General features: G+C 58.7%; 19 protein-coding genes and 1 other RNA gene. 1 reads left to right on the top strand and 19 read right to left on the bottom strand.

The window, feature by feature from the left end:
• Nucleotides 1-40: 40 nt before the first annotated feature.
• Together secA and ACNSOI_RS04180 are read right to left on the bottom strand one after the other, a co-directional pair.
• Complete coding sequence (secA, locus tag ACNSOI_RS04185) at nucleotides 41-2,773, bottom strand: preprotein translocase subunit SecA (RefSeq protein WP_072678058.1); 2,733 nt, start codon at nucleotides 2,771-2,773, stop codon at nucleotides 41-43.
• 89 nt (nucleotides 2,774-2,862) lie between these two features.
• Nucleotides 2,863-3,798 (bottom strand): M23 family metallopeptidase, encoded by a 936-nt coding sequence (locus ACNSOI_RS04180; RefSeq protein WP_244178157.1) that lies wholly within the window; start codon nucleotides 3,796-3,798, stop codon nucleotides 2,863-2,865.
• Nucleotides 3,799-4,033: 235 nt separating this feature from the next.
• Here ACNSOI_RS04180 and ACNSOI_RS04175 point away from each other — a divergent pair, with 235 nt between their 5' ends.
• Nucleotides 4,034-4,486: a DUF721 domain-containing protein gene (locus ACNSOI_RS04175; RefSeq protein ID WP_061333016.1), complete on the top strand. Its 453-nt coding sequence runs from the start codon at nucleotides 4,034-4,036 to the stop codon at nucleotides 4,484-4,486.
• Between the two features lie 11 nt (nucleotides 4,487-4,497).
• Here ACNSOI_RS04175 and lpxC read toward each other — a convergent pair whose 3' ends face one another.
• The 17 genes from lpxC to rnpB form a co-directional block, all read right to left on the bottom strand.
• Entirely contained in the window at nucleotides 4,498-5,412 is a 915-nt protein-coding gene (gene lpxC, locus ACNSOI_RS04170) for a UDP-3-O-acyl-N-acetylglucosamine deacetylase (protein WP_058091002.1), read from the bottom strand.
• Between the two features lie 216 nt (nucleotides 5,413-5,628).
• On the bottom strand, nucleotides 5,629-6,786 hold the full coding sequence (gene ftsZ, locus ACNSOI_RS04165; protein ID WP_058091003.1) for a cell division protein FtsZ: 1,158 nt from the start codon (nucleotides 6,784-6,786) through the stop codon (nucleotides 5,629-5,631).
• Between the two features lie 102 nt (nucleotides 6,787-6,888).
• A complete protein-coding gene (gene ftsA / locus ACNSOI_RS04160) occupies nucleotides 6,889-8,124 on the bottom strand; it encodes a cell division protein FtsA (RefSeq protein WP_058091004.1) in 1,236 nt (411 codons plus the stop codon).
• Nucleotides 8,125-8,160: 36 nt separating this feature from the next.
• On the bottom strand, nucleotides 8,161-9,000 hold the full coding sequence (locus tag ACNSOI_RS04155; protein ID WP_106693375.1) for a cell division protein FtsQ/DivIB: 840 nt from the start codon (nucleotides 8,998-9,000) through the stop codon (nucleotides 8,161-8,163).
• The gene (locus ACNSOI_RS04150; RefSeq protein ID WP_106693373.1) at nucleotides 8,993-9,970 is read right to left on the bottom strand and encodes a D-alanine--D-alanine ligase; all 978 of its coding nucleotides are present in this window, start codon (nucleotides 9,968-9,970) and stop codon (nucleotides 8,993-8,995) included. Before ACNSOI_RS04150 ends, ACNSOI_RS04155 begins: the two co-directional genes overlap by 8 nt.
• Nucleotides 9,967-11,406, bottom strand: a complete 1,440-nt coding sequence (murC, locus tag ACNSOI_RS04145; RefSeq protein WP_058091007.1) for a UDP-N-acetylmuramate--L-alanine ligase — start codon at nucleotides 11,404-11,406, stop codon at nucleotides 9,967-9,969. Before murC ends, ACNSOI_RS04150 begins: the two co-directional genes overlap by 4 nt.
• Complete coding sequence (gene murG / locus ACNSOI_RS04140; protein WP_420195196.1) at nucleotides 11,399-12,484, bottom strand: undecaprenyldiphospho-muramoylpentapeptide beta-N-acetylglucosaminyltransferase; 1,086 nt, start codon at nucleotides 12,482-12,484, stop codon at nucleotides 11,399-11,401. Before murG ends, murC begins: the two co-directional genes overlap by 8 nt.
• Nucleotides 12,477-13,676, bottom strand: coding sequence for a putative lipid II flippase FtsW (gene ftsW / locus ACNSOI_RS04135; protein ID WP_058091009.1), 1,200 nt, complete (start codon nucleotides 13,674-13,676; stop codon nucleotides 12,477-12,479). The genes murG and ftsW overlap by 8 nt, the downstream gene beginning before the upstream one ends.
• Nucleotides 13,676-15,016 carry a UDP-N-acetylmuramoyl-L-alanine--D-glutamate ligase gene (murD, locus tag ACNSOI_RS04130; protein ID WP_420195195.1) on the bottom strand — a complete coding sequence of 447 codons (1,341 nt, stop codon included), beginning with the start codon at nucleotides 15,014-15,016 and terminating at the stop codon, nucleotides 13,676-13,678. The genes ftsW and murD overlap by 1 nt, the downstream gene beginning before the upstream one ends.
• 15 nt (nucleotides 15,017-15,031) lie before the next feature.
• Nucleotides 15,032-16,117: a phospho-N-acetylmuramoyl-pentapeptide-transferase gene (gene mraY, locus ACNSOI_RS04125; protein WP_058091011.1), complete on the bottom strand. Its 1,086-nt coding sequence runs from the start codon at nucleotides 16,115-16,117 to the stop codon at nucleotides 15,032-15,034.
• Nucleotides 16,102-17,499, bottom strand: coding sequence for a UDP-N-acetylmuramoyl-tripeptide--D-alanyl-D-alanine ligase (locus tag ACNSOI_RS04120; RefSeq protein ID WP_420195194.1), 1,398 nt, complete (start codon nucleotides 17,497-17,499; stop codon nucleotides 16,102-16,104). The genes mraY and ACNSOI_RS04120 overlap by 16 nt, the downstream gene beginning before the upstream one ends.
• On the bottom strand, nucleotides 17,496-18,980 hold the full coding sequence (locus ACNSOI_RS04115; protein WP_420195193.1) for a UDP-N-acetylmuramoyl-L-alanyl-D-glutamate--2,6-diaminopimelate ligase: 1,485 nt from the start codon (nucleotides 18,978-18,980) through the stop codon (nucleotides 17,496-17,498). The genes ACNSOI_RS04120 and ACNSOI_RS04115 overlap by 4 nt, the downstream gene beginning before the upstream one ends.
• Nucleotides 18,981-18,984: 4 nt before the next feature.
• Nucleotides 18,985-20,727, bottom strand: coding sequence for a peptidoglycan D,D-transpeptidase FtsI family protein (locus tag ACNSOI_RS04110; RefSeq protein WP_061333043.1), 1,743 nt, complete (start codon nucleotides 20,725-20,727; stop codon nucleotides 18,985-18,987).
• Nucleotides 20,728-20,758: 31 nt separating this feature from the next.
• Nucleotides 20,759-21,163 (bottom strand): cell division protein FtsL, encoded by a 405-nt coding sequence (gene ftsL, locus ACNSOI_RS04105; RefSeq protein ID WP_286921844.1) that lies wholly within the window; start codon nucleotides 21,161-21,163, stop codon nucleotides 20,759-20,761.
• Between the two features lie 26 nt (nucleotides 21,164-21,189).
• Nucleotides 21,190-22,146, bottom strand: a complete 957-nt coding sequence (gene rsmH, locus ACNSOI_RS04100) for a 16S rRNA (cytosine(1402)-N(4))-methyltransferase RsmH (RefSeq protein ID WP_420195192.1) — start codon at nucleotides 22,144-22,146, stop codon at nucleotides 21,190-21,192.
• Nucleotides 22,143-22,595 (bottom strand): division/cell wall cluster transcriptional repressor MraZ, encoded by a 453-nt coding sequence (gene mraZ, locus ACNSOI_RS04095; protein WP_061333007.1) that lies wholly within the window; start codon nucleotides 22,593-22,595, stop codon nucleotides 22,143-22,145. Before mraZ ends, rsmH begins: the two co-directional genes overlap by 4 nt.
• Nucleotides 22,596-22,899: 304 nt before the next feature.
• Nucleotides 22,900-23,251, bottom strand: an RNA gene (rnpB, locus tag ACNSOI_RS04090) — RNase P RNA component class A.
• Nucleotides 23,252-23,269 lie beyond the last annotated feature (18 nt).

Raw genomic sequence — 23,269 nt, 5'->3', positions numbered from 1 at the left:
GCCGATTGCGGGTTCTGGTGCCGAGGTTGCTGCTCAGGTTTTAGCTGACCTTACCGCAACACTGCTTGTACTTCTTGCCAGACCCGCAGGGACACGGCTCGTTTCGCCCTACCTTGCGCTCCTGGCGAACAAAGGTCTCCGGGGTGCCCTGGGCCTGGTTGCCCTGGCCAGCATCCTCACCCTGGGTGGCACTGGTCTGATCGTGCCGCAACTTGGCCCGGGCCATTTCCCGCTCCAGCTCTTCCTTGCGGCGGCGCTCGATCTCTTCCATCTCTTCGCGACTCTGAACCCGGACATGACACAACACACGGGTGACGTCACGCTTCATGGTGTCCAGCATGGTCTCAAACAGGTTGAAGGCTTCGCGCTTGTATTCCTGTTTCGGGTTCTTCTGAGCGTAACCGCGCAGGTGGATACCCCGGCGCAGGTGGTCCATGTTCGACAAATGCTCCTTCCACAGGGTGTCGAGCACCTGCAGGAACACCTGTTTCTCGAACTTGCGCATGGGCTCTGCGCCAGCAATCTCTTCTTTCGCCTTATATTCGGTGACGATAGCGTCGAGAATCTTCTGGCGCAGGTTTTCCTCATACAGCTTGCTGTCTTCATCCAGCCACTGTTGAATCGGCAGATCAATCGCCATTTCAGATTGCAGCTGCGCTTCCAGCCCGGCCACGTCCCACTGTTCCGGCATGCTCTGGGGCGGAATAAACTCGCTGACCATAGCGTCAACCACATCGCTGCGAATGGTGTCGACCATCTCGGAGATGTCGTCAGACGCCATCACCTCGTTACGCTGGTCGTAAATCACCGTGCGCTGATCGTTGGCTACGTCATCGTATTCCAGCAGGGTTTTACGCATGTCGAAGTTACGACCTTCCACCTTGCGCTGGGATTTCTCGATGGCGTTGGTGACCATACGGTGCTCGATGGCCTCACCCTTTTTCATACCCATGGCCTGCATCAGGTTCTTCACCCGTTCAGGCGCAAAGATCCGCATCAGGTTATCTTCCAGCGACAGGAAGAAACGGGAAGAACCCGGATCGCCCTGACGGCCGGCACGACCCCGTAACTGGTTGTCAATCCGCCGGGATTCGTGACGCTCGGTACCGATAATATGCAGACCACCGGCATCCAGCACCTGATTGTGGCGTTCGGTCCATTCCGCCTTCATGCGGGCGACTTCTTCCTCGGACGGATTATCCAGGGCGGCCACTTCGTATTCCCAGTTACCGCCCAACACAATGTCCGTACCACGACCGGCCATGTTCGTTGCAATCGTCACCGCGCCGGGGCGACCCGCCTGGGCAATGATCAGTGCCTCAGAGTCATGCTGCTTGGCGTTTAGGATCTTGTGCTCGATGCGGGCCTTCTTGAGCAGCATGGACAGCAGCTCGGAGGCCTCGATGGACGCGGTACCCACCAGGATAGGCCGACCTTCACCCGTGACATCCTTGATCTCATCAATGATGGCGTGGAACTTTTCTTCCTGGGTCAGGTACACCAGGTCGTTGTAGTCAATCCGCTGAATGGGCTTGTTGGGCGGAATCACCACCACGTCCAGACCGTAGATCTGACGGAATTCGAAAGCTTCGGTGTCTGCGGTACCGGTCATGCCGGCCAACTTGTCGTACAGACGGAAATAGTTCTGGAAGGTGGTCGACGCCAGGGTCTGACTCTCGGCCTGGATCTTCAGGCCTTCTTTCGCCTCGATGGCCTGGTGCAGGCCTTCGCTCCAGCGGCGGCCCGGCATGGTCCGGCCGGTGTGTTCATCAACGATCACCACCTGACCACCCTGAACGATGTAGTCGACATCCTTCTGGAACAGGTGATGAGCCCGCAGGGCCGAATGAACGTGGTGCAGCAGGCTCAGGTTGGCTGCCGAGTAAAGGCTTTCGCCCTCCTGCAGCAGGCCTCGCTCCAGAAGTAATTCTTCAACCTTCTCATGACCGGCCTCGGTGAGCTCCACCTGGCGTGACTTTTCGTCGATGGTAAAGTCGCCGGAGCTTTCTCCGGATTCACTGACCTCGCCTTTTTCAAGGCCCGGAATCAGCGTATTGATGGCCTGATAGAGCTTCGAGGAATCTTCGGCAGCACCGGAAATAATCAGGGGGGTACGGGCTTCGTCGATCAGGATGGAATCCACCTCATCCACGATGGCAAAGTTGAGACCGCGCTGAACCTTGTCATCAATACTGAAGGCCATGTTATCGCGCAGGTAGTCAAAGCCGAATTCGTTGTTGGTACCGTAGGTGATATCCGCCTGGTAGGCGGCGCGCTTCTCTTCCGGTGGCTGACCAGCAACGACCACGCCAATGGTCAGGCCAAGGAAGCGATACAGCTTGCCCATCCACTCGGCATCACGGCTTGCCAGGTAATCGTTGACGGTGACAACGTGAACGCCCTTGCCGGGCAATGCGTTGAGATAAACCGCTGCGGTGGCCACCAGGGTTTTACCCTCACCGGTCTTCATCTCGGCAATGCGGCCTTCGTGCAGGGTCATACCACCAATCAGCTGTACGTCGTAATGACGCATGCCCATCACCCGGCGGCTGGCCTCGCGAACGGTGGCAAAGGCTTCGGGCAGCAGGGCATCCAGGGCTTCGCCCTCATCAAGACGCCGGCGGAATTCAGCGGTCTTGCCCTGCAACTCGGTGTCCGACAACCCGCCCAGCGCCTCTTCAAGTTGATTGATGCGCGTAACGGTTTTTCGCATCCGCTTGATTTCTCTGGCGTTTTTACTGCCGAACATCTTCGTTGCAAGCTTTGTGAACATAGACCACTGCTTCTTCAGTTAAACGGAGGAAGCCGGCATTCTAACCTTATTTGGCGACAGGACAAAAGGTGGGGTTCACGGGAATGGAATCAGCGGCTTGCGCGCTGGATATATTTCTCAGGATTTTCGGACTTGCCATTGCGGATCACTTCAAAATGCACGTGGGGGCCAGTAGACCGGCCGGTGCTTCCCATCAGTGCCACAACCTGCCCTTTCTGGACCACATCACCGGTTTCGACCTTGATGGTCTTGGCGTGGGCATAACGGGTAACCAGCCCGTCGCCGTGATCTACCTCAACCAGATTGCCGTAGCCAAAGCGGTCACCGGCAAAGGTCACAACGCCGGCACCGACAGTGATGATATCACTGCCTTCCTTACCCGCCAGATCCACTCCGGCATGCCAGCGGCGCTTGCCAGTGAAGGGGTCGGTACGGTATCCGTAAGGGGACGACAACCAGCCCCAGGTAATGGGACGGCCCTGCAGATACAGCTCGTCTTCGAGCTTGTTGCGGGACGCCACCTTATCAAGCAATCGCAGCTGCTTTTCACGATCATCCAGCGTGCGCTCCAATTGCTCGATCATATCGGTCAACTCAGGGGCACTGTAGGACTCACCACCCATACCGTCTTCGGGGCCACCAACAGCCGCCGGCTGATCAAAGTTGAATTCATCGCTGGCCACCAGCCCGGACTCAACGAAGCGCTGACCAAGGGCATCCAGTCGCAGAAGCCGCCCCTGGATATCACCAAGCCGGAGTGTCAAAGCGTCCACCTGCTGCTGCACGTTCTCCCGAACCCGCGTCACCTCGGCCCGCTGCTCCTGAAGCTTGTCTTGCCAGGTAGATACCAGTTCGGTCTCTGTGGGCTTTTTGGCTTCCGCCTTTGCCACGGCCACCTGATAACCCGCCCAGCCAGCCGCCAACAGCAGCGCCAGCACAGTAAACACCAGAGCTGCAACAATACCGGCGTTGAGCGCGATTGCCCGGGAACGGCCGTGGCGTTTGCCAACGAATATTACGTTCATATCGTCATTCGATTTCATTGAAGAGCCGCATACCTGTCCCTGTAGTGCTGCGGCCCGGAAATAAATATCCGAGCGGTTCTGCTATCCTTGGCAACAACTACGTACTGATAAATCGCAGCGCCCGGTAGACATACTCATTACCCACAATGTAAAACGAGTGTGTTATCAGCGCTACGCACAAAGCGTGCCGAAGTGTAACCAATCGTAAACAGTCCCGTCGAGAAAAAAGCCGGTTATGAGCAAAAAAAATGACCAAAAAATGATCTTTGGCAAAGTGGCTTCCAGCCCCGGCTCTACTCTGAAAGCCCTGCTGACCAAAGCCGAGCTTCACCAGCAGGCGGAACAACTGGTGCTCGACGCGGTTCCGGAGGAGCTGGCAGACGGCACGCGTTTTGTCAGCTGTACCGACGGAGAACTGGTGCTGGCCACCGACAACGCCAGCAAGGCTACCCGGTTACGGTTCCGGCAACACGAGATCATGGAAAAGCTGCGGGAGCAGGAGTTGTTCAGGTTTGTCTGGAAGGTTCGCATCAAGGTGTCACCCTTGAGGTACCGGGACAAACCGGAGGCGAAAATGACGCCCCTCAGCAAAGAAAATGCCCGGCTCCTCAAAGAGGAAGCCGGGCACACGAAGGATAAAGCACTACGCGAGGTTCTCGAAAAACTCGCAAGCCACGTCCGGGATTAAGGCTTCCGGCCTTAACCCACCGCGAGCACAGGTTTCATGTAAGAGATAGGAGCAGTGGCTTCATCATCGAAGGTCACCACTTCCCATGCGTCTTCTTCCGCCCTGAGCTTGCGCAGCAGCTTATTATTCAAGTCGTGACCGGATTTGATACCGCGGAACTCACCGATCAGGCTGTTGCCCAGCAGGTAGAGATCGCCGATCGCGTCCAGAACCTTGTGCTTGACGAACTCATCGTCATAACGAAGGCCATCTTCGTTAAGGATCTTGTAGTCGTCGACCACAATGGCATTGTCCACGCTGCCACCCAGCGCCAGGTTCATCGCACGCAGCTTCTCGATATCGCGCATGAACCCGAAGGTACGGGCACGGGAGACTTCCTTCACAAAAGACGTGCTGGAGAAATCCACCGTTGCGGTCTGGGCACGACCCTTGAACACAGGATGGTCAAAGTCGATACCGAAGCTGACCTTGAAGCCTTCAAACGGCAGGAAGGTCGCTTTCTTGTCACCTTCTTCGATGGTGACCTCCCGCTTGATGCGGATAAACCGCTTGGCGGCATCCTGTTCGGAAATGCCGGCAGACTGCAGCAGGAATACGAACGGCCCAGCTGAACCATCCATAATCGGCACTTCCGCCGCGCTCAGTTCGACATAGCAGTTGTCAATGCCAAGACCAGCCATGGCTGAGAGCAAATGCTCTACGGTCGCCACACGGACACCGTCATTTACCAGCGTCGTGGACAGCATGGTCTCACCTACATTTTCCGCGCATGCCCGGATCTCAACCATTGGGTCGAGGTCCGTACGGCGGAAGATGATGCCCGTATCAACCGGAGCCGGCTTCAGGGTCAGGTAAACCTTTTCCCCTGAGTGCAGGCCGATACCGGTCGCACGGATGGTATTTTTGAGTGTCCGTTGTCTGATCATCGGTTCATCATTCCGTCACAAAAAGTCGATATTCTGAGCAAAAAACTGCCCGGAGAATATCAGAATTCAAGACTGAGTACCATTTAGCCAACATGACTTTACTTAAAAATTGCAATAGTCATCCGCTATGGCCAACCAGCTCACGTTTATTCCGGACTAAAGGTTCCATCTGGCTGCGTTGAAACCGATACCCCCGAACACAGGTGAGACAGATTATCAATCAGCCTGCCGGCGAAGGAATGCGGGAATATCGAGATAGTCCACGCCCTGCTCTTCGCTTTCTTTGCTCTGGTCCAGCGCCACATTGCCCTGCGAAACCGCACGACGACGCAGCACAGCAGGCCGATCCAACTGGTTGTAATCGGTCTTGCCGTCCAGTGTGCGTGAGTTGTCCACCACCTTGGTGGGCTTCTCACGCTCACCGCCGAGACCCGTCGCCACCACGGTGACCTTGAGCTCGTCGGTCATTTCCGGATCGATAACCGTGCCCACCACCACCGTGGCGGCGTCTGAAGCAAATTCACGAACGATGTCGCCAACTTCGGAGAATTCGCCCAGGTTCAGATCCATGCCGGCGGTAATGTTGACCAGGATGCCCTTGGCGCCCTGCAGGTTGATGTCTTCCAGCAGCGGGCTGCGAACGGCGGCCTCAGCGGCTTCACGGGCGCGGTTCTCGCCGGTGGCGCGGCCGGTACCCATCATCGCGTTGCCCATTTCGGACATCACGGTTTTAACATCGGCAAAGTCAACGTTGATCATACCGTTGCGGGTGATCAGGTCAGCGATACCCTGAACCGCGCCCAGCAACACGTCGTTGGCGGAGGCAAAGGCGTCCAGCAGGCTGGTCTTCTTTCCCATGACCGCCAACAGCTTCTCGTTCGGGATGGTGATCAGTGAATCAACGCTCTCGCCCAGCTCTTTCAGGCCGGACTCGGCCACGCTCATACGCTTGCCACCCTCAAACTGGAACGGCTTGGTGACCACGGCAACGGTCAGGATACCCAACTCCCGGGCCACTTCCGCGACAACAGGCGCGGCACCGGTGCCGGTTCCACCACCCATGCCGGCGGTGATAAAGACCATATCCGAGCCGCTGAGCGCCTCGGCAATACGATCACGATCTTCCAGGGCAGACTGACGGCCCACTTCCGGGTTGGCACCAGCACCCAGACCTTTGGTGATATTGCCACCAAGCTGGATAATCTGGCGGGCGTCCAGGTCTTTCAGTGCCTGGGCGTCTGTGTTGGCGCAGATAAACTCCACACCTTCAATGTCGCTGTTAAGCATGTGACGAACGGCGTTACCGCCACCACCGCCAACACCGACAACCTTTATAACTGCGTTTTGCTGAACACTATCAACGAGTTCAAACATATCCCCTACTCCTTCGTGCTGTTTCCGGTCTTTCCAGACCGGTTTCATTCGATCGTTTTGTGTTTTTCGAGATACCTTCGTGTACTACCTGCTGATTCACCGTCAGAAGTGACCGGTAAACCAGGCTTTCATGCGCTCAATCAGGGAAGGTGCATCCTCCCCTTTGAGCACCGGCGCCCGGCCAAGATCCATTTGCCGGAAGCCATGAATCAACAACCCCACACCAGTGGCGTAGATCGGGTTGTTGACCACTTCGGTCATGCCGGAGACCGCCTGCGGACAGGCCAGCCTTACCGGCATGTGGAAGATTTCTTCGGCCAGCTCCACCACCCCTTCCATGGTGGACGAACCGCCCGTAATCACGATGCCTGCGGGAATCATGTCTTCGAATCCCGACCGGCGAAGTTCCGACTGCACCAGGGTGAACAGCTCCTCGTAACGGGGCTCCACCACTTCCGCCAGCGCCTGCCGTGACAGGTCTCTGGGCGCCCGGTCCCCGACACTGGGAACCTTGATGGTTTCGTCGGCACCGGCGAGCTGAGTCAGCGCGCAGGCGTATTTGATCTTGATCTCTTCGGCATTTTGCGTTGGCGTGCGCAGCGCCATGGCAATGTCATTGGTGACCTGATCACCGGCAATGGGAATCACCGCGGTATGGCGGATCGCACCGCCGGTAAACACCGCGATATCGGTGGTGCCCCCACCGATATCCACCACACAGACACCCAACTCTTTTTCATCCTCGGTCAGAATCGCGTGGCTCGATGCCAGTTGCTCAAGGATGATGTCGTCTACCTCAAGGCCGCAGCGCTTCACACATTTCTCGATGTTCTGTGCCGCGTTTACCGCGCAGGTCACCAGGTGCACCTTGGCTTCCAGGCGCACACCGGACATGCCCATGGGCTCCTTGATGCCTTCCTGGTTATCGATCACGAATTCCTGCGGCAGGATATGCAGGATTTTCTGATCAGCGGGTATGGCAACCGCCTGGGCCGCGTCGATCACCCGGTCGATATCGGCCTGAGTCACTTCCCGGTCGCGGATGGCCACGATACCGTGGGAGTTCAGGCTCTTGATATGACTGCCCGCGATGCCTGCGTAGACCGAATGAATTCGGCAGCCAGCCATCAGTTCAGCTTCCTCCACTGCCCGCTGGATGGCCTGAACCGTGGTTTCGATATTCACCACCACCCCCCGCTTGAGGCCGCGGGACGGGTGTGAGCCGATACCAACCACTTCGATGGTTCCATCCATCTTGCGCTTGCCGACAATCGCAACCACTTTGGAAGTTCCGATATCCAGGCCGACAATCATGTTTTCCGTTTCAACCGATGACATGTGTTTCACCAAACCCCAGGTTCGTAATAATCGTTATCAGGATTTCGGCGCGGCGGTTGCCACGTCCGACTTCCACTGCACCGCCACGCCGTTGGAGTAGCGGGCATCAACCCGACTGACTTCGTCCACTCGCGAAGCCAGGCGGTTCTCATAAACCGTAATAAAACGCTCAAAACGTTGCTCGACCTTGTCACGCCCCAAAACCACCTCAATGCCGTTTGACAGCGTGAGTGTCCAGGCGCCCCGTTGTTCCAGGGACAAGCCAGCAAATCCGAGCCCGTAACCGGCCAACTGGTCACTCATGGTGCGGGCCATGGAAATCACCTCTCGCACCCGCTCATCCGGCCCCGCCAGCCTGGGCAATCTGCCCGCCACTTCCGGGTTTGGCGGCAGGAATAGCTCGCCTGACCTGCTTACCAGCCGGCCATCCGTCCAATACGCCAATGGCTTTTTCTCCCGGATGTCGATCTCCAGCCGCCCTGGCCAAACCCGCCTGACCGCCGCCGAGGCTACCCACGGCCGACGTTCCAGTTCGGCTTTCACCTCCGCCAGATCGGTGGCGAAGTAACTCTTGCCAATCCAGGCGCCGGCAGCACGCTCCACGGCCACCGAGCTGTCGCCAACAAAGTCTCCGCGCACATCCACCGCAATGATCTGCTGGTCCATGGCAGTAAGCAGCCGGTCGGTTGCCCAGGGCACCATGGCCGCCAGCAGAACAATGGTCGCGCCCAGCCCCACCTGTAGCCAAGGCACCGCCGACAATACCCCTCGCAACACACCAAACCGGTCCCGCTCCGGTCCGACCGAGGTTGCCCCCCGTCGCCGGGGCGGCTCGGGCGGTACCGCCCGGCTCCGGATCAGTAATGTTTCAAGCATTCGTCGCCTCCGGCAGCGTGTCCTTGAGAATCCGCACGACCAGTTCTTCGAAGCTGATGCCTGCTGCCTTGGCGGCCATCGGCACCAGGCTGTGGTCAGTCATACCAGGGACAGTGTTCGCCTCCAGCAACCAGAATTCGCCGTCAGCATCCTGCATGATGTCGACCCGCCCCCAGGTTCTGCACCCGAGCACCCGAAAGGCGTCCAGCGCCAGGTGCTGCAACCGGACTTCATCGTCCGGGGCCAGGCCACACGGAATCCGGTACCGGGTATCATCGGCCAGATACTTGGCGTCGTAGTCGTAAAAGGTATGGTCTGTACTCAGGCCAATGGCCGGCAGAGCTTTGTCCTGAAGCAGGCTGACGGTAAATTCCGGCCCCTCAATCCACTGCTCCACCAGCACAAGATCATCGATTTCCGCTGCCTTTCGATAGGCCTCCGCCAGCTCTTCGACATTGTGAACCTTGAAGATCCCGATACTGGAACCTTCGTGGGCCGCCTTGACACTCAACGGTGTGCCCAGGCTCCGGATAATCTCATCCGCCTCCGCGGCGGAGGTCATGGCCCGGAATGCAGGCGTTGGCAGACCGCAGCCCTGGAATACATACTTGGTACGTAACTTGTCCATGGCCAGGGCCGAGGCCAAAACCTCGCTGCCGGTGTAGGGAATGCCCGCCTGCCCCAGAATCGCCTGCAGGGTGCCGTCCTCGCCGCCCCGGCCGTGCAGGGCAATAAACACCCGGTCGTACTCCGGAGCTTCGACGGTTTTCAGCAGGCAGCCACGCACGTCAATACCAAAGGCATCAACGCCGGCCGACTGCAACGCCGACAACACAGCCTGGCCACTCTTCAGGGACACCGCCCGCTCTGCGGAATCGCCCCCCATGAAGACCGCCACGCGCCCGAAGGCTTTCACCAGTTCCGGTGATGCCTGATAGGGCTGTGCGTTGGTATGACTCAAATCACTCACTTGCTCACTCCCGCCGCAGCCAGTCGTGCAGCAACGCCACCAATATCGCCGGCACCCTGGGTAATCAGCAGGTCGCCGTCTTTCAGAGCACTTTCCAACAGGTTTTCGATTTCCCGGTTTTCCTCGACGAACACCGGCTCAACCTTGCCACGCTGCCGGATACTCCGGCACAGGGCACGGCCATCGGCACCGGGTATTGCCGGCTCGCCGGCTGAATACACATCCATCAATAACAGGCCATCGAGTTCCGACAACACACGTACAAAGTCTTCGTACAAATCCCGGGTACGGGTGTAGCGATGGGGCTGGTACAGCATGACAATGCGCCGGCCAGGCCAGGCATCGCGTGCGGCACGGATAACCGCTTCCACTTCAGTGGGATGGTGCCCGTAATCGTCCACCAGCGTTACCGACCCTTGCGGAATCCGGTATTCGCCATACACCTGGAAGCGCCGGCCGACACCGGCAAAGCCCGCCAGGCCCCGACAGATTGCCTGATCATCCACCCCTTCATCGGTGGCAACGGCAATGGCAGCCAGAGCATTCAAAACATTGTGACGGCCCGGCATTTTCAGCTCGACCGTCAGGTCTGAGCGATTCCCTGGGCGGCGCACAACAAAATGGGTTCTCAGACCATCTGAACTGATCTGCTCGGCCCGGTAATCCGCATCCGGGTTGTCGATGCCGTAGGTAATGATGGCCCGGGATATCCTCGGAATGATTTCCTGCACGTAGGCGTCATCCACACACATCACGGCAATGCCGTAGAATGGCAGGTTGTGCAGAAAGTCCACGAACGTCTGTTTCAGTTTTTCAACATCACCGCCGTAGGTATCCATGTGGTCGGCTTCGATGTTGGTCACCACCGAAATCACTGGGGTCAGGTGCAGGAACGATGCATCGCTTTCGTCAGCCTCTGCCACCAGGTACCGGGAGCCACCGAGCTGGGCATTGGTACCGGCACTGTTGAGCTTGCCGCCAATGACAAAGGTCGGGTCCAGGCCCGCTTCCCCAAGAATCGAGGCAATCAGGCTGGTGGTGGTGGTCTTGCCGTGGGTGCCAGCGATGGCAATGCCATGGCGATAGCGCATGATTTCCGCCAGCATTTCTGCTCGCGGTACGATCGGCACGCGGCGGCTGCGGGCGGCTGTCACCTCAGGGTTGTCGCCAGCGACAGCAGAAGAGACGACCACGACGTCTGCCTGCTCACTGTTCTCCGCCCGATGGCCGATCTGGACTTCTACGCCCATGGCGCGGAGGCGGCCGGTAACCGGACTCTCTTTCAGGTCCGACCCGGACACGTCGTAACCCTGGTTCTTGAGCACCTCTGCGATGCCACTCATGCCCGCACCGCCGATACCAACAAAATGGATACGGCGAATACGGCGCATTTCGGGCACCTGATAGACCAGCGGCGGATTGGTTACTTCAGCCATTGGCGGCCTCCAGACAGTAATTCACGACTCTCTCCGTTGCATCAGGGCGGGCCAGTGAGCGGGCGGCCGTCGCCATTGTCGAAATTCGTTCCCGGTCGCCTGCGAGATCTTTCAAGGTCTCCGCCAGCACATCCGGAGTCATCATCTGCTGGGGTATCAGAATGGCTGCCCCTGCTTTTACCATGTGTTCGCCATTGCGGGTCTGGTGGTCGTCCACCGCGTGGGGGAAAGGGACCAACACGGCCCCGACGCCAGCGGCGCAGAGTTCTGATACCGTCAGGGCTCCAGCCCGACACACCACAATATCTGCCCAGGCGTAGGCTTCGGCCATGTCCCGGATAAACGGTTCAACACTGGCCGAGACACCGACAGCCTCATAGGCGTCCCGGGCTTCCTGCGCATTTTTTTCACCACACTGGTGCCGAACCTCCGGGCGCAGTTCCTCCGGCAACAACGCCAGTGCAGCTGGTACCTGCTGGTTGAAAACCCGGGCACCCAAACTGCCGCCCACAACCAGAACACGCACCGGCCCGGTCCGGCCCTTGAGGCGGCGCTCCGGCTCGTCGATTTCGGTGACATCTTTGCGCACCGGGTTGCCGGTGCAGCGGGTTACCACGTTCGCCCCAAAGCTCCCGGGAAAGGCTTCGAGCACCGTATCCGCAACCCGAGTCAGCCAACGGTTGGTCATTCCCGCGATGGCATTCTGCTCATGGATCACCAGGGGCACACGCTGCAGAAAGGCAGCGATGCCACCCGGGCCAGTCACAAAGCCACCCATGCCCACAACGCAATCCGGCTTGATCTTTCGCAGCACGGTGAACGCCTCACCCAGAGCACGCATTAAGCGGATCGGTGCCAGCACCAGGGCCAGTTTGCCTTTGCCACGAAGCCCGGAAATATGAATCAGCGACAGAGGAATATCCGTCTCGCCAATCAGCCGCTCTTCCATACCGCCCTTTGCGCCCAGCCAGAACACCTCGTGGCCTCTGTCCTGCAGCGCACGGGCGGTCGCCAGCGCGGGGAATACGTGGCCACCGGTGCCACCAGCCATCATCAGAAAACGACGGGGCTTACTCATACACAGCACCTCCCCGCGTTTTTTTTCTGGTTTGTTCTGAATTCATTCGCACCTTATCAAGCCGTTCAATTTCAACCCTTGCCAACACGCCGATACCAATGCAGGTCATCATCAGGCTGGATCCGCCGTAGCTCACCAAGGGCAGCGTCAGCCCCTTAGTGGGTAACAATCCCGTGCTGACGGCCATATTGATACCCGCCTGCAGACCCATCAGCAGGGTAAGGCCATAACTGAAGCACGCACCAAACGGCATACCCGCTTTCTCCGCCCGCCGCGCGATCACCAACCCGCTCACCACCAGTGCGGTGAACAATGCCAACACAATCAGCGAGCCCAACAAACCAAACTCTTCGGCGATGATGGCGAAGATGAAGTCGGTATGTGCCTCCGGCAGATAGAACAGCTTCTGGATCGAATTGCCCAGGCCAACACCGGCCCATTCGCCCCGACCGAAAGCAATCAGCGACTGGGTAAGCTGGTACCCGGTATCAAACTGGTCTTTCCAGGGGTCCAGATAGCTCACCACCCGCTTCAGACGATACGGCTGGGTAACCACCAGAACGGTTCCCAGCAACGCCAGGATGCCGATCAACGGAGCAAACCGGGTTAGCCGAACGCCGCTAAGGAAGATCATGCCCGCTGCGGCGGTGACCAGCACCACGGTGGCGCCGAAGTCTGGCTGAATAACCAGCAGCACCGACGCCAGGCCCAACACCACCAGGGGCTTCAGAAACCCGGACCAGGTGTTCAGCAACTCATTCCGGCGCCGAACCACGTATCCGGCCAGATAGGCGATCAGGCAAAGCTTGGCCACCTCGGATACCTGCACATTGAACAGTCCCAGAGGAATCCAGCGGGTTGAGCCGTTGACTGTGCGCCCCATGGGTGTGAGCACCAGCACCAAGACGAGCATGCCGACACCCAGCAGCAGCCACCCGCTGCGCTCCCACCAGGACACCGGCACATTCACGGCGACCAGGGCCATGAGGCAACCGAGCGCCGCAAACAGCACCTGCCGGATCACGTAGTGATAACTGTTGCCCATGGTGGCCGCTGCCATATCCATGGAGGCAGACGAAATCATCACCACGCCCAGCACCAGAAGCGCAACGGATGTCACCACCAGCACTGGCAGGGGCTGGAGATCACCTAACCAGGCTTGTGGCCGGTAACTGGCTGCACCCACTTGCATCACTGGGCCTCCACCAACACACGGAACTGGTCTCCGCGATCGTTATAATCCCGGAACATGTCAAAACTGGCGCAGGCCGGTGACAACAGCACCCGGTCGCCTGGCTGCGCCAGCCGGCGCGCTTGCTCGACGGCCTCGGCCAGCGACTCTGCCTTAACGATGTCAACACCGTCGGCCAACGACCTGGCAATGGTGTCGGCATCACGCCCCATCAATACGACCGCACGGCAGTATCTGGCTGCGGGTTCCGCCAGGGGTTTGAAGTCAGCGCCTTTGCCATCGCCACCGGCAATCAGGATTACCTGGCCGTCTTGGGGCGTCAGGCTTTCGATCGCGGCAACAGTGGCACCCACGTTGGTGCCTTTGGAATCATTGATGTAATCAACGCCATCCAGATGCCGGACAAACTCACAGCGATGGGGCAAGCCGGTAAACTCACGTGCCACCCCAAGCATGGTCTCCATTGGCAGGCCCGCTGCGTGACCAAGGGCCAATGCGGCCATCACGTTGCTGATGTTGTGCCGCCCCATCAGCTTGAGCTCGCTGGCCAGCAACAGGTTGTCGAACCCGAAGGTTATCCAGGTTCCCTGATCGTCGTCCCGGGTGCTGAAGGTCTCCGGGTTCACCCGATTAAAGCCAAAACAGATAAACCGCAGGTTATCCCGCGCCATGGGAGTGCTCAGGGCGTCGTCAAGATTCACAATGGCGTTCTTACAGCCCCGGTAAATCCGCTGTTTTGCCTGAAAGTACGCCATTTTGTCCGGGTAACGGTCCATGTGATCGTCACTGACATTGAGCACGGTGGCGGCCTCGGCGTTCAGCTCTTCGGTGGTTTCCAGTTGAAAACTCGAGAGTTCCAGCACATACAGGTCTGCGCCCTGACCAAGGAGATCCAGGGCGGGTGTACCGATATTGCCGCCAACCTTGACGTTCCGCCCCGCCGCCCGGGCCATTTCCCCGACCAGAGTGGTGACCGTTGTCTTACCGTTGGAACCCGTGATGGCTATGATGGGTGCATCTGCCGCGTCGGCAAACACATCAATATCACCGCGAACTCGAGCGCCATTTTTGGCGGCAGCGGCAATGGCTGGCTCCGCAATGGCAATACCCGGGCTGACGACCAGTTCGTTAAAACCGGCAAACAACGAGGGATCAAACGCTCCGAGATAGACCGGTATATCCGGCCAGCCCGCGCGCAGTTCTTCCAGCCCGGGCGGGTTTTCCCGGCTGTCAGCCACAGCAATGTCGCGGCCCGTTCCGGACAAATAGCGCACGCAGGAGAGCCCGGTTTTACCGAGCCCTACTACCAATGTGCGACGATCCGAAACAATGACACTCATAGCTGTAACCACTTCCTATCGGATTTTCAGACTGGCGAGGCCAATCAGTACCAAAACCACAGTGACCACCCAGAAACGCACAATAACGCGCGGTTCGGGCCAGCCTTTCAATTCAAAATGGTGATGCAACGGCGCCATGCGGAAGATGCGACGCCCGGTCAGCCGGAACGAAGCCACTTGCAGGATCACCGAGATGGTTTCCATCACAAACACGCCGCCCATGATGAACAGCACGATCTCCTGGCGGACAATCACGGCCACCACGCCCAGGGCAGCGCCCAGTGCAAGTGCACCTACATCCCCCATGAACACCTGAGCCGGATAGGTGTTGAACCACAAGAAACCAAGCCCCGCCCCGACCAGCGCACAGCAGAACACGATCAGCTCACCGGCACCCGGCAGGTGTGGAATCAGCAGATAGTTGGCGAACTGGGCATGACCAGACACATAGGCAAAGATCGCCAGCGCACTCGCCACCATCACCGTCGGCATGATGGCCAGGCCATCCAGACCGTCGGTCAGGTTCACGGCGTTGCTGCTACCAACGATCACAAAGTAGGTCAGAAGAATGAACATCACCGGCCCCAGGGTCAGTGATACGTTTTTCAGGAATGGCAGATACAGCGAGGTCTCTTGGGGCAGCGATGCCGTCATGTAAAGCACAATAGCTGCGGCAGCGCCGATGACCGATTGCCAGAAATACTTCCAGCGCCCAGGCAGGCCACGGGGATTACGCTCAACCACTTTACGGTAATCATCAACCCAGCCAATCGCACCAAACAGCAGCGTGACAGACAGCACCACCCAGACGTAGCGGTTGCTCAGATCCGCCCACAACAGGGTGGAAATCGCAATCGCCACCAGAATCAGCGCACCGCCCATGGTCGGTGTTCCGGCTTTGCTGAGATGGGTCTGCGGACCATCATCACGCACCGCCTGGCCAATCTGGTACTGGCTTAGCTTGCGAATCATCACCGGCCCGATCAGCAGCGATATCAACAGCGCTGTGAGCACGCCCAGAATGGCGCGCAGGGTCAGGTACTGAAACACCGTCAGTGCGGAAAAGTATTGCGATAGAATCTCTGTCAGCCAGAGCAGCATGTGTTTTTCACCTTTGTCTGAATCCCCTCCACCACGCGATCCATGGCGGAACTGCGAGAACCTTTCACCAGAACTGTTATAGCGCCCTGCCGGCCATCCACGATGGCCGGCACAGCCTGCTCATGACTCTGGAAAATTTCAGTGCCGGCACCAAAACCGGCCTCGTATGCCTCTGCACCCGGGCCTACCGCCAACAGGCGCTCAATGCCTTTGGCCTGGGCATGGGCACCCACCTGCCGGTGCAACTCGGCAGCCTCCGCACCCAGCTCCGCCATGGCACCCAATACCGCCACCCGAGTACCGGGGTAACCCGCCAGCACATTCAGGGCAGCGATCATGGACGCCGGGTTGGCGTTGTAGCTGTCATCAATCACGGTCAAATCGGCTGCGGGGTTCAGTACCTGCAATCGCCCTTTCACCGCCTGCACCCCTGCGAGGCCGTCCACGATCTGTTGGTCCGTGGCACCCAACGCACGACATGCCGCCAGGGCCAGCAGACCATTGGTGATGTTGTGTTCCCCTGCCAAAGGAATGCGCACGTTGCAGCGCCAGCCTTCGGGGCCGCTAACCTCAGTTTCAAACCCCTCTGCCATCGGAGTGCTGGCAATTGCGTGATAGTCAGCATCCGCAGCACCCAGGCGAGAAACACTCAGCACCCGGCGCTGGCCCGCCCGCTCGCGCCACTGGTCAAAAGCGGGGTCGTCGCGATTCAGCACAACCACGCCATCGGCGGGCACGCCATCAATAATTTCACCCTTGGCCAATACAATGTTCTGGTAGCTGCCGAAGCCTTCCAGATGTGCCTGGCCGGCGTTGGTCAGGATTGCCACTTCGGGACGAACCACCGCCACCGTGTGGGCAATTTCTCCCAGGCCACTGGCACCCAACTCAATAGCACCAAACCGGTGCTCTGGTGCCAGGCGGAACAGGGTCAGCGGCACCCCGATGTGATTATTCAGGTTGCCTTCGGTGGCCAGAGTCGGCCCCATGCCCGCAAGAATCGCCGACGTCATTTCCCGAACCGTGGTTTTGCCACTGCTGCCGGTCACAGCCAACAAGCGAGCACTGCTTTCATCGCGATTTCCGGCCGCGAGCCGCGCCAGCGCATCCACCGTATCGGCGACCACCAGCTGTGGGATCGCCAGGGAGCTGTCGGCGGTATCCACAACCGCCGCAACCGCTCCCTGCTCCATGGCTTGCCGGACAAATCCGTGACCATCAAACCGCTCGCCTCGCAGTGCCACAAACAGCTGCCCTGGCACCACAGACCGGGTGTCGGTGGAAACGCCGTCAAACCGAACCGCATCAAGCGCTGAAACGGATCCGGCAACGGTTGCCTGCAACCAGTCGCGGGCCTCCGCCAGCGAAAAGGCGCGCATCATGCCACACCCCCATTCAGCTTCAATAGGTGGCGAACCTGCTCTGCATCACTGAACGGAAGCTTCTGCCCGGCAATCTCCTGCCAGGCTTCATGTCCCTTCCCGGCGATCAGTACGAGGTCTTCCGGCCCGGCCATGGTCACCGCTGCCGCTATCGCCTCAGCGCGGTCATGAATAACCTTGAAACACCCGTCCTTTGAAAAACCCTGCTCAATATCACGGACAATCCGCGCCGGGTGTTCAGATCGAGGGTTGTCATCGGTGACGATGATCACATCTGCCTGTTTCTCCGCCTCGCGGGCCATTTCCGGACGCTTTCCGGGGTCCCGGTCACCACCACAGCCGAACACGCAGATCAGCCGGCCGGTGACGTGGGAGCGCAGGGCAGCCAACGCATTGGCGAGGGCGTCCGGCGTGTGGGCGTAGTCCACGACCACGTTCTTGCCATCGGCACCGGTAAACCGCTCCAACCGCCCCGGTGGCGGGGTCAGCCCTGCTGTTGCGGCGACCGCTCGGTCAACCGGCACCCCCAGCGTCAGGATCGTGGCCAGTGCCGCCAGTACGTTGCTCGCGTTAAAGCTGCCCAACAAGGGCACCTGCAAATCAAACTCGCCCCACTGGCCATCAACGCGGGCCCGGAAGCCGGTGGTCGTCGGCGCAAAATCTTTCAACCAGAGCTCGGTCTGGGCCTCATGCAAACTGTAACGGACCCGGTCACACTGACCATTGAGCTGTTCATACAGCTGCCGACCGAAAGGGTCGTCAAAATTGATCACGGAAAAATGCAGCTCTTCCCGGCGGAACAGTCTGGCCTTAGCCTCGCCATAAGCTTCCATGGTGCCGTGGTAATCCAGGTGATCGCGGGTAAGGTTGGTGAACACCGCTCCGGTCATGGTCAGCTTGTCAATCCGCCCCTGATCCAGTGCGTGGGATGACACTTCCATCACCGCCGCACGACCGCCGTCGGTGCGAATCCGGTTAAGCACCCGGTTGACCTGGACAACGTCCGGGGTGGTATGGGTCGCGGGCTGAAGATTACCCGGCATGCCATACCCCAGCGTACCGAGCACACCACAGGGGGTGCCGGTTGCTTTCAAAAGTTGTGCGATGTACTGGGTAACCGATGTTTTCCCGTTGGTACCGGTCACGCCGATCAGGCGCAAATGCCGGGAGGGATGCTCGAAAAATCGATCCGCAAGCCGCCCCAACTGGGCCCGCAGCCCAACGATTGGCACCACCAGCGCACCATGGCGTTCATGGCATTCCCTGGATTCTGCAGACTCCAGAAGTATCGCGGTGGCACCCGCCGTTATCGCCTGATCAACGTATTGATCCGATGACGTTCGAGCCCCGGCCAGTGCGATAAACGCATCGCCCGGCGTCACCGCCCGGCTGTCGGTCTTCAGGCCATGAATCGTGACATCAAACACCGATGGCACGTCGACAATACCCTGTAACAAGTTGCTGATAGATGTGATGCACATGGTGTTACCCTCTCTCTCCGGGAGCCTGACGGGGCGCTTTGGCCCCGCTGACTTCCAGTTCTGGCTTCACATTCAGCAGTCGCAGTGCGTCCCCCATCACCCGGGCGAATACCGGGGCCGCCACTTCGCCACCGTAGTACTCTCCGGATTGAGGCGCATCCACGGCCACAACCGTCACGATACGCGGATCATCAATCGGCGCCATGCCCGCAAATATCGCTTTGTACTGGCTCTTTTCATAACCCCGGGCGCCCACGAGATGAACCGTGCCGGTCTTGCCTCCGGCGGCATAGAGACCCGGCTGGCCGCGACCACCCGTTCCCCGCGCCACGGCCTCTTTCAGCATACCGCGCACGGCAAACGCCACGTCTTCACTCAATACCCGCTGCCCCTGGGGCGGAGCATCCTGCTTCATCAGGCTTAACGGGTAACGGATGCCACCATTAGCAATCACCATATAGGCCTGGGCTAACTGCAAGGCGTTCACGCTCATGCCGTAACCGTAGGACAGCGTGGATTCTTCAACCGGGCGCCACCTTGGCGGTGCCGGTAAAACACCAACGGCTTCCCCTGGGAAGCCGATACCGGTTGCCTGCCCCAACCCCATCCTGGCGAACAGATTCCTCAACACATCGCCCCCAAGCTCCGTGGCAATCTGGCTGACCCCCACGTTACTGGATTTGACGATCATTTCTGTCAGGTCCATGGTTCCGTAATTTCGCGCATCCCGGATGGTAAAACGACCAAATCGGCGAAAGCCGGGTGAGGTGTCTATGGTGCTGTTAACCTGGTACTTGCCGGATTCCAGTGCCGCCGCGATGGTAATCGGCTTGATGGTGGAGCCTGGCTCAAACAAGTCGGTGATTGCTTTGTTGCGCAGATTATCCGCGGATAACTGGGCCCGGTCATTGGGGTTGTATGAACCCTGGTTAACCATTGCCAAAACTTCACCGGTATCCACGTCCAGCATGACCAGCGTGCCGCCCCGGGCGTTATGGGCAGTTACCACTGCCTTGAGTTCTCGGTAGGCCAGGTACTGAAGCCTCAGGTCCAGGCTGAGCTCAAGATCCCGGCCGGGGCGGGCATCCCGGATCAGCATCAGGTCTTTGATGACACGCCCACGATTGTCCTTGAGTACCCGCTTGCGCCCGGGCTCGCCGGTTAGCCACTGGTTATAGGCCAGTTCAATCCCTTCCTGCCCCAGTTCGTCGATATTGGTGAAACCGACCACATGCGCAGTCACCTCTCCGGCAGGGTAGTACCGACGGTATTCTTGCCGGGCATAGATGCCACCGATCCCAAGATCCAGCGCTTCACGCGCCAGGCTGGGCTGAACTTTCCGGCGCAGATAGATGAATTCACGACCCGCAAACGTACGCAAACGCTCCCGCAGCGAACCTTCGGTCATACCCAACAGGCGAGCCAGACCCGCCAACCGGGGATCATCAGGATCAGTTTCAGAGGGGTTTGCCCACAGTGTCTGAACCGGGGTGCTGACCGCCAATGGCTCACCATGGCGATCGCTAACCACGCCACGATGAGCGTCAATCGACTCAACCCGGATGGTCCGGACATCGCCCTGCTGGCGCAGAAACTCCTTATCCACCACATGCAGATCGACCAGACGCCAGCCAATACCCAGCATCACGAGCAGAAAAACGCCCAGCACCGAGCCGAAGCGCCAGGCCTTCAACCCCGCGGACAAACGCTGCTGCCAGTTTGCTGCCTGCTTTCCCTGACCGGACAAATCGATCACCCTGATGTGTTTGTTATGATCGTTATTTCGCCGCAACCGGAGACATCAGCGGCACAAGAACTATGTCCTGTCGCCCCGGCACCACCATATTGAAACGTTCTGCCGCCAGGTGTTCTACGCGCCCATGAGCACTCAGCGCACTCTGCTCAAGCAAGAGCTGACTCCATTCCCGCTGATAAGCATCACGTTGCTGCTGCAACCCGGACAACGTATTGAATAACTCCCGGTTTTCGTGGGCACTGACAACAACACCGATGGCAGACAGTGTTAATACCGCCACCAACGCCAGAGTCACCACCACCCGGCTCTCCCGCGTGGTGTCGAAAACCTGCCGGGACAGGCGCACGGCGGTTGCCACGCCGTCACGAACCCGCTGCTTGCTGAGCTTGGTGGTCTTGGTTGGTTGTTCGATGGCTACCGCGCCCATAACGTCGCGCTCCCCTGCGAATTCGATTAGTTGGTTCGTCTTTCCAGTACCCGCATGACTGCACTACGGGCACGGACGTTTTCGGTAATTTCCTGCTCATTGGCCTTGCTGGCCTTACCTACCAGGCAAAACTCGGAGCGCTCCTGGTCAGCGGTCACTGGCACACCCTTGGGTATCATCGGGCCACGGGCCAAATCCCGCATGAAGCGCTTTACCAGGCGATCTTCAAGCGAGTGAAAGCTGATCACCACCAGGCGACCGCCTGGCGCCAGGCGCTCGACCGCAGCAACCAAACCGACTTCCAGGTCTTCCAGCTCCCGATTGATAAAGATGCGGATAGCCTGAAACGTTCTGGTGGCCGGGTGTTTGTGCTTTTCTTTCTTGGGCACCGCCTCAGCCACCAATTCCGCCAGCTGGCGGGTTGTTTCAATGGCCTCTTCCTGCCGGCGGGCAACTACCAGACGCGCGATACGGCGAGAAAAACGTTCTTCGCCGTATCGCCAGATCACATCCGCAATGTCTCGCTCGTCTGCGGTTGCCAGCCATTGAGCAGCGCTTTGCCCCTCCTGAGGGTTCATCCTCATGTCCAGCGGACCATTGCGCATAAACGAAAAACCGCGCGCGGCATCGTCCAACTGTGGCGACGACACCCCGAGATCCATCAACACGCCCTGTACCGTCGGCCACTGCTGACTGTCCAGAGCCCGACTCAACTCAGAAAAGGAGCCGTGATACCAGGAAAACCGGCCATCTTGTGCTGCCAGTTCTTTGGCAACCTGAATGGCTTCCGGGTCTTTATCGATACCCATCAAGCTGCCCTGAGCGTCCAACTGGCCCAGAATCAGACGACTGTGACCGCCCCGACCGAAGGTGGCGTCCACATAACGACCAGCTGGATCATTGATCAGATAATCGACAGCCTCATCCAGAAGCACCGACCGATGCCGGAAAGGTTGATCTGACGCCTGCTCTGTTTTGGTCATAGCGACAGCGCCTCCATTTCCGGCGGCATATCGTCATCGCCAGAAGACTCATCCAGCCAGGCAAACCAGCGCTCCTCGCTCCAGAGCTCCAGCTTCTTGCCCTGGCCAATCAGCATCAACTTTTTCTCCAGGTGCGCGTAGCTTCTCAGCGTCGGCGGCACCAGGATGCGGCCCGCGGAATCCAGCTCCATGGGCGCCGCATTACCGAGAATCAGCCGCTGTAAACGCCGTGCTGCTTTATTCATGTTCGGCAGCGCTTCAATTTTGGGCCTGAGGGTTTCCCACTCCGGCTCTGGATACAGCAAAAGACAGCGCTCTTCATCGGCATTGGCGGTCAGAACAATACGGCCACCACAAAGCTGCGCGAGTTCCTCACGCACCTTTGTCGGGATCGCCAGGCGACCCTTCGCGTCCATATTGATGGCATGACTGCCAAGAAAGTTGCTCATTTATGCCGTATCCAAGGCTGCTATTTCCACAAAAAACCACTTGAAACCACTTTTTCCCACTTCCGCACACTATAGAAACACGCAAAAGACAATGCAAGCGCCGCATTCGGCACCACACAGGCGAAAGTTCCTTTAATGACAAGAGGTTACAAAGGGGAAACTTAGAAAATCGTTAAAAAGACGTAAAGAAAAGGAGAAAAAACAAGCACCTGCAGAAAACTCTAAAGAGCCTTTCTGAGGTTTAAGATTTTTTGGCTATAAAGGCCGAATTGTGAGAAGGATAGGCATTACATCAAAAGAGAAAATGGCGAGCTCGCCGATAAGCCGGGTTCTGTCTTGGACAGTCATTCATCTAGGACCTGCGTCACCGCAGGCCTCAAGCAACCTACCCGAATCCAGCGCGGGCCACGCCATTGGATTCCTATTTGGTCTTGCTCCAGGTGGGGTTTACCATCGCCGTGGACTGTTGCCAGCCACGCGGTGCGCTCTTACCGCACCATTTCACCCTTACCGGCGCCCGAAGGCGCTTAGGCGGTATACTTTCTGTTGCACTTTCCGTCGGCTCGCGCCGCCCAGGCGTTACCTGGCACCTTACCCTGCGGAGCCCGGACTTTCCTCCCCCGATCGAAACCGGCGGCGACTGCCTGGCGAGCTCGGTGCCGACAATACCCCCG

The organism is Marinobacter sp. GH_1 (genome assembly GCF_048595985.1).
Lineage (GTDB): Bacteria > Pseudomonadota > Gammaproteobacteria > Pseudomonadales > Oleiphilaceae > Marinobacter > Marinobacter shengliensis.
Note: the sequence above shows the minus strand (reverse complement) of the source record. Positions and strands in the feature narration are given on the sequence as shown.

Excerpts from the sequence above, each read along its gene's own strand:
- secA (WP_072678058.1), bottom strand. The coding sequence starts at position 2,773 with ATGTTCACAAAGCTTGCAACGAAGATGTTCGGCAGTAAAAACGCCAGA.
- ACNSOI_RS04180 (WP_244178157.1), bottom strand. The coding sequence starts at position 3,798 with ATGAACGTAATATTCGTTGGCAAACGCCACGGCCGTTCCCGGGCAATC.
- ACNSOI_RS04175 (WP_061333016.1), top strand. The coding sequence starts at position 4,034 with ATGAGCAAAAAAAATGACCAAAAAATGATCTTTGGCAAAGTGGCTTCC.
- lpxC (WP_058091002.1), bottom strand. The coding sequence starts at position 5,412 with ATGATCAGACAACGGACACTCAAAAATACCATCCGTGCGACCGGTATC.
- ftsZ (WP_058091003.1), bottom strand. The coding sequence starts at position 6,786 with ATGTTTGAACTCGTTGATAGTGTTCAGCAAAACGCAGTTATAAAGGTT.
- ftsA (WP_058091004.1), bottom strand. The coding sequence starts at position 8,124 with ATGTCATCGGTTGAAACGGAAAACATGATTGTCGGCCTGGATATCGGA.
- ACNSOI_RS04155 (WP_106693375.1), bottom strand. The coding sequence starts at position 9,000 with ATGCTTGAAACATTACTGATCCGGAGCCGGGCGGTACCGCCCGAGCCG.
- murC (WP_058091007.1), bottom strand. The coding sequence starts at position 11,406 with ATGGCTGAAGTAACCAATCCGCCGCTGGTCTATCAGGTGCCCGAAATG.
- murG (WP_420195196.1), bottom strand. The coding sequence starts at position 12,484 with ATGAGTAAGCCCCGTCGTTTTCTGATGATGGCTGGTGGCACCGGTGGC.
- ftsW (WP_058091009.1), bottom strand. The coding sequence starts at position 13,676 with ATGCAAGTGGGTGCAGCCAGTTACCGGCCACAAGCCTGGTTAGGTGAT.
- murD (WP_420195195.1), bottom strand. The coding sequence starts at position 15,016 with ATGAGTGTCATTGTTTCGGATCGTCGCACATTGGTAGTAGGGCTCGGT.
- mraY (WP_058091011.1), bottom strand. The coding sequence starts at position 16,117 with ATGCTGCTCTGGCTGACAGAGATTCTATCGCAATACTTTTCCGCACTG.
- ACNSOI_RS04120 (WP_420195194.1), bottom strand. The coding sequence starts at position 17,499 with ATGATGCGCGCCTTTTCGCTGGCGGAGGCCCGCGACTGGTTGCAGGCA.
- ACNSOI_RS04115 (WP_420195193.1), bottom strand. The coding sequence starts at position 18,980 with ATGTGCATCACATCTATCAGCAACTTGTTACAGGGTATTGTCGACGTG.
- ftsL (WP_286921844.1), bottom strand. The coding sequence starts at position 21,163 with ATGGGCGCGGTAGCCATCGAACAACCAACCAAGACCACCAAGCTCAGC.
- rsmH (WP_420195192.1), bottom strand. The coding sequence starts at position 22,146 with ATGACCAAAACAGAGCAGGCGTCAGATCAACCTTTCCGGCATCGGTCG.
- mraZ (WP_061333007.1), bottom strand. The coding sequence starts at position 22,595 with ATGAGCAACTTTCTTGGCAGTCATGCCATCAATATGGACGCGAAGGGT.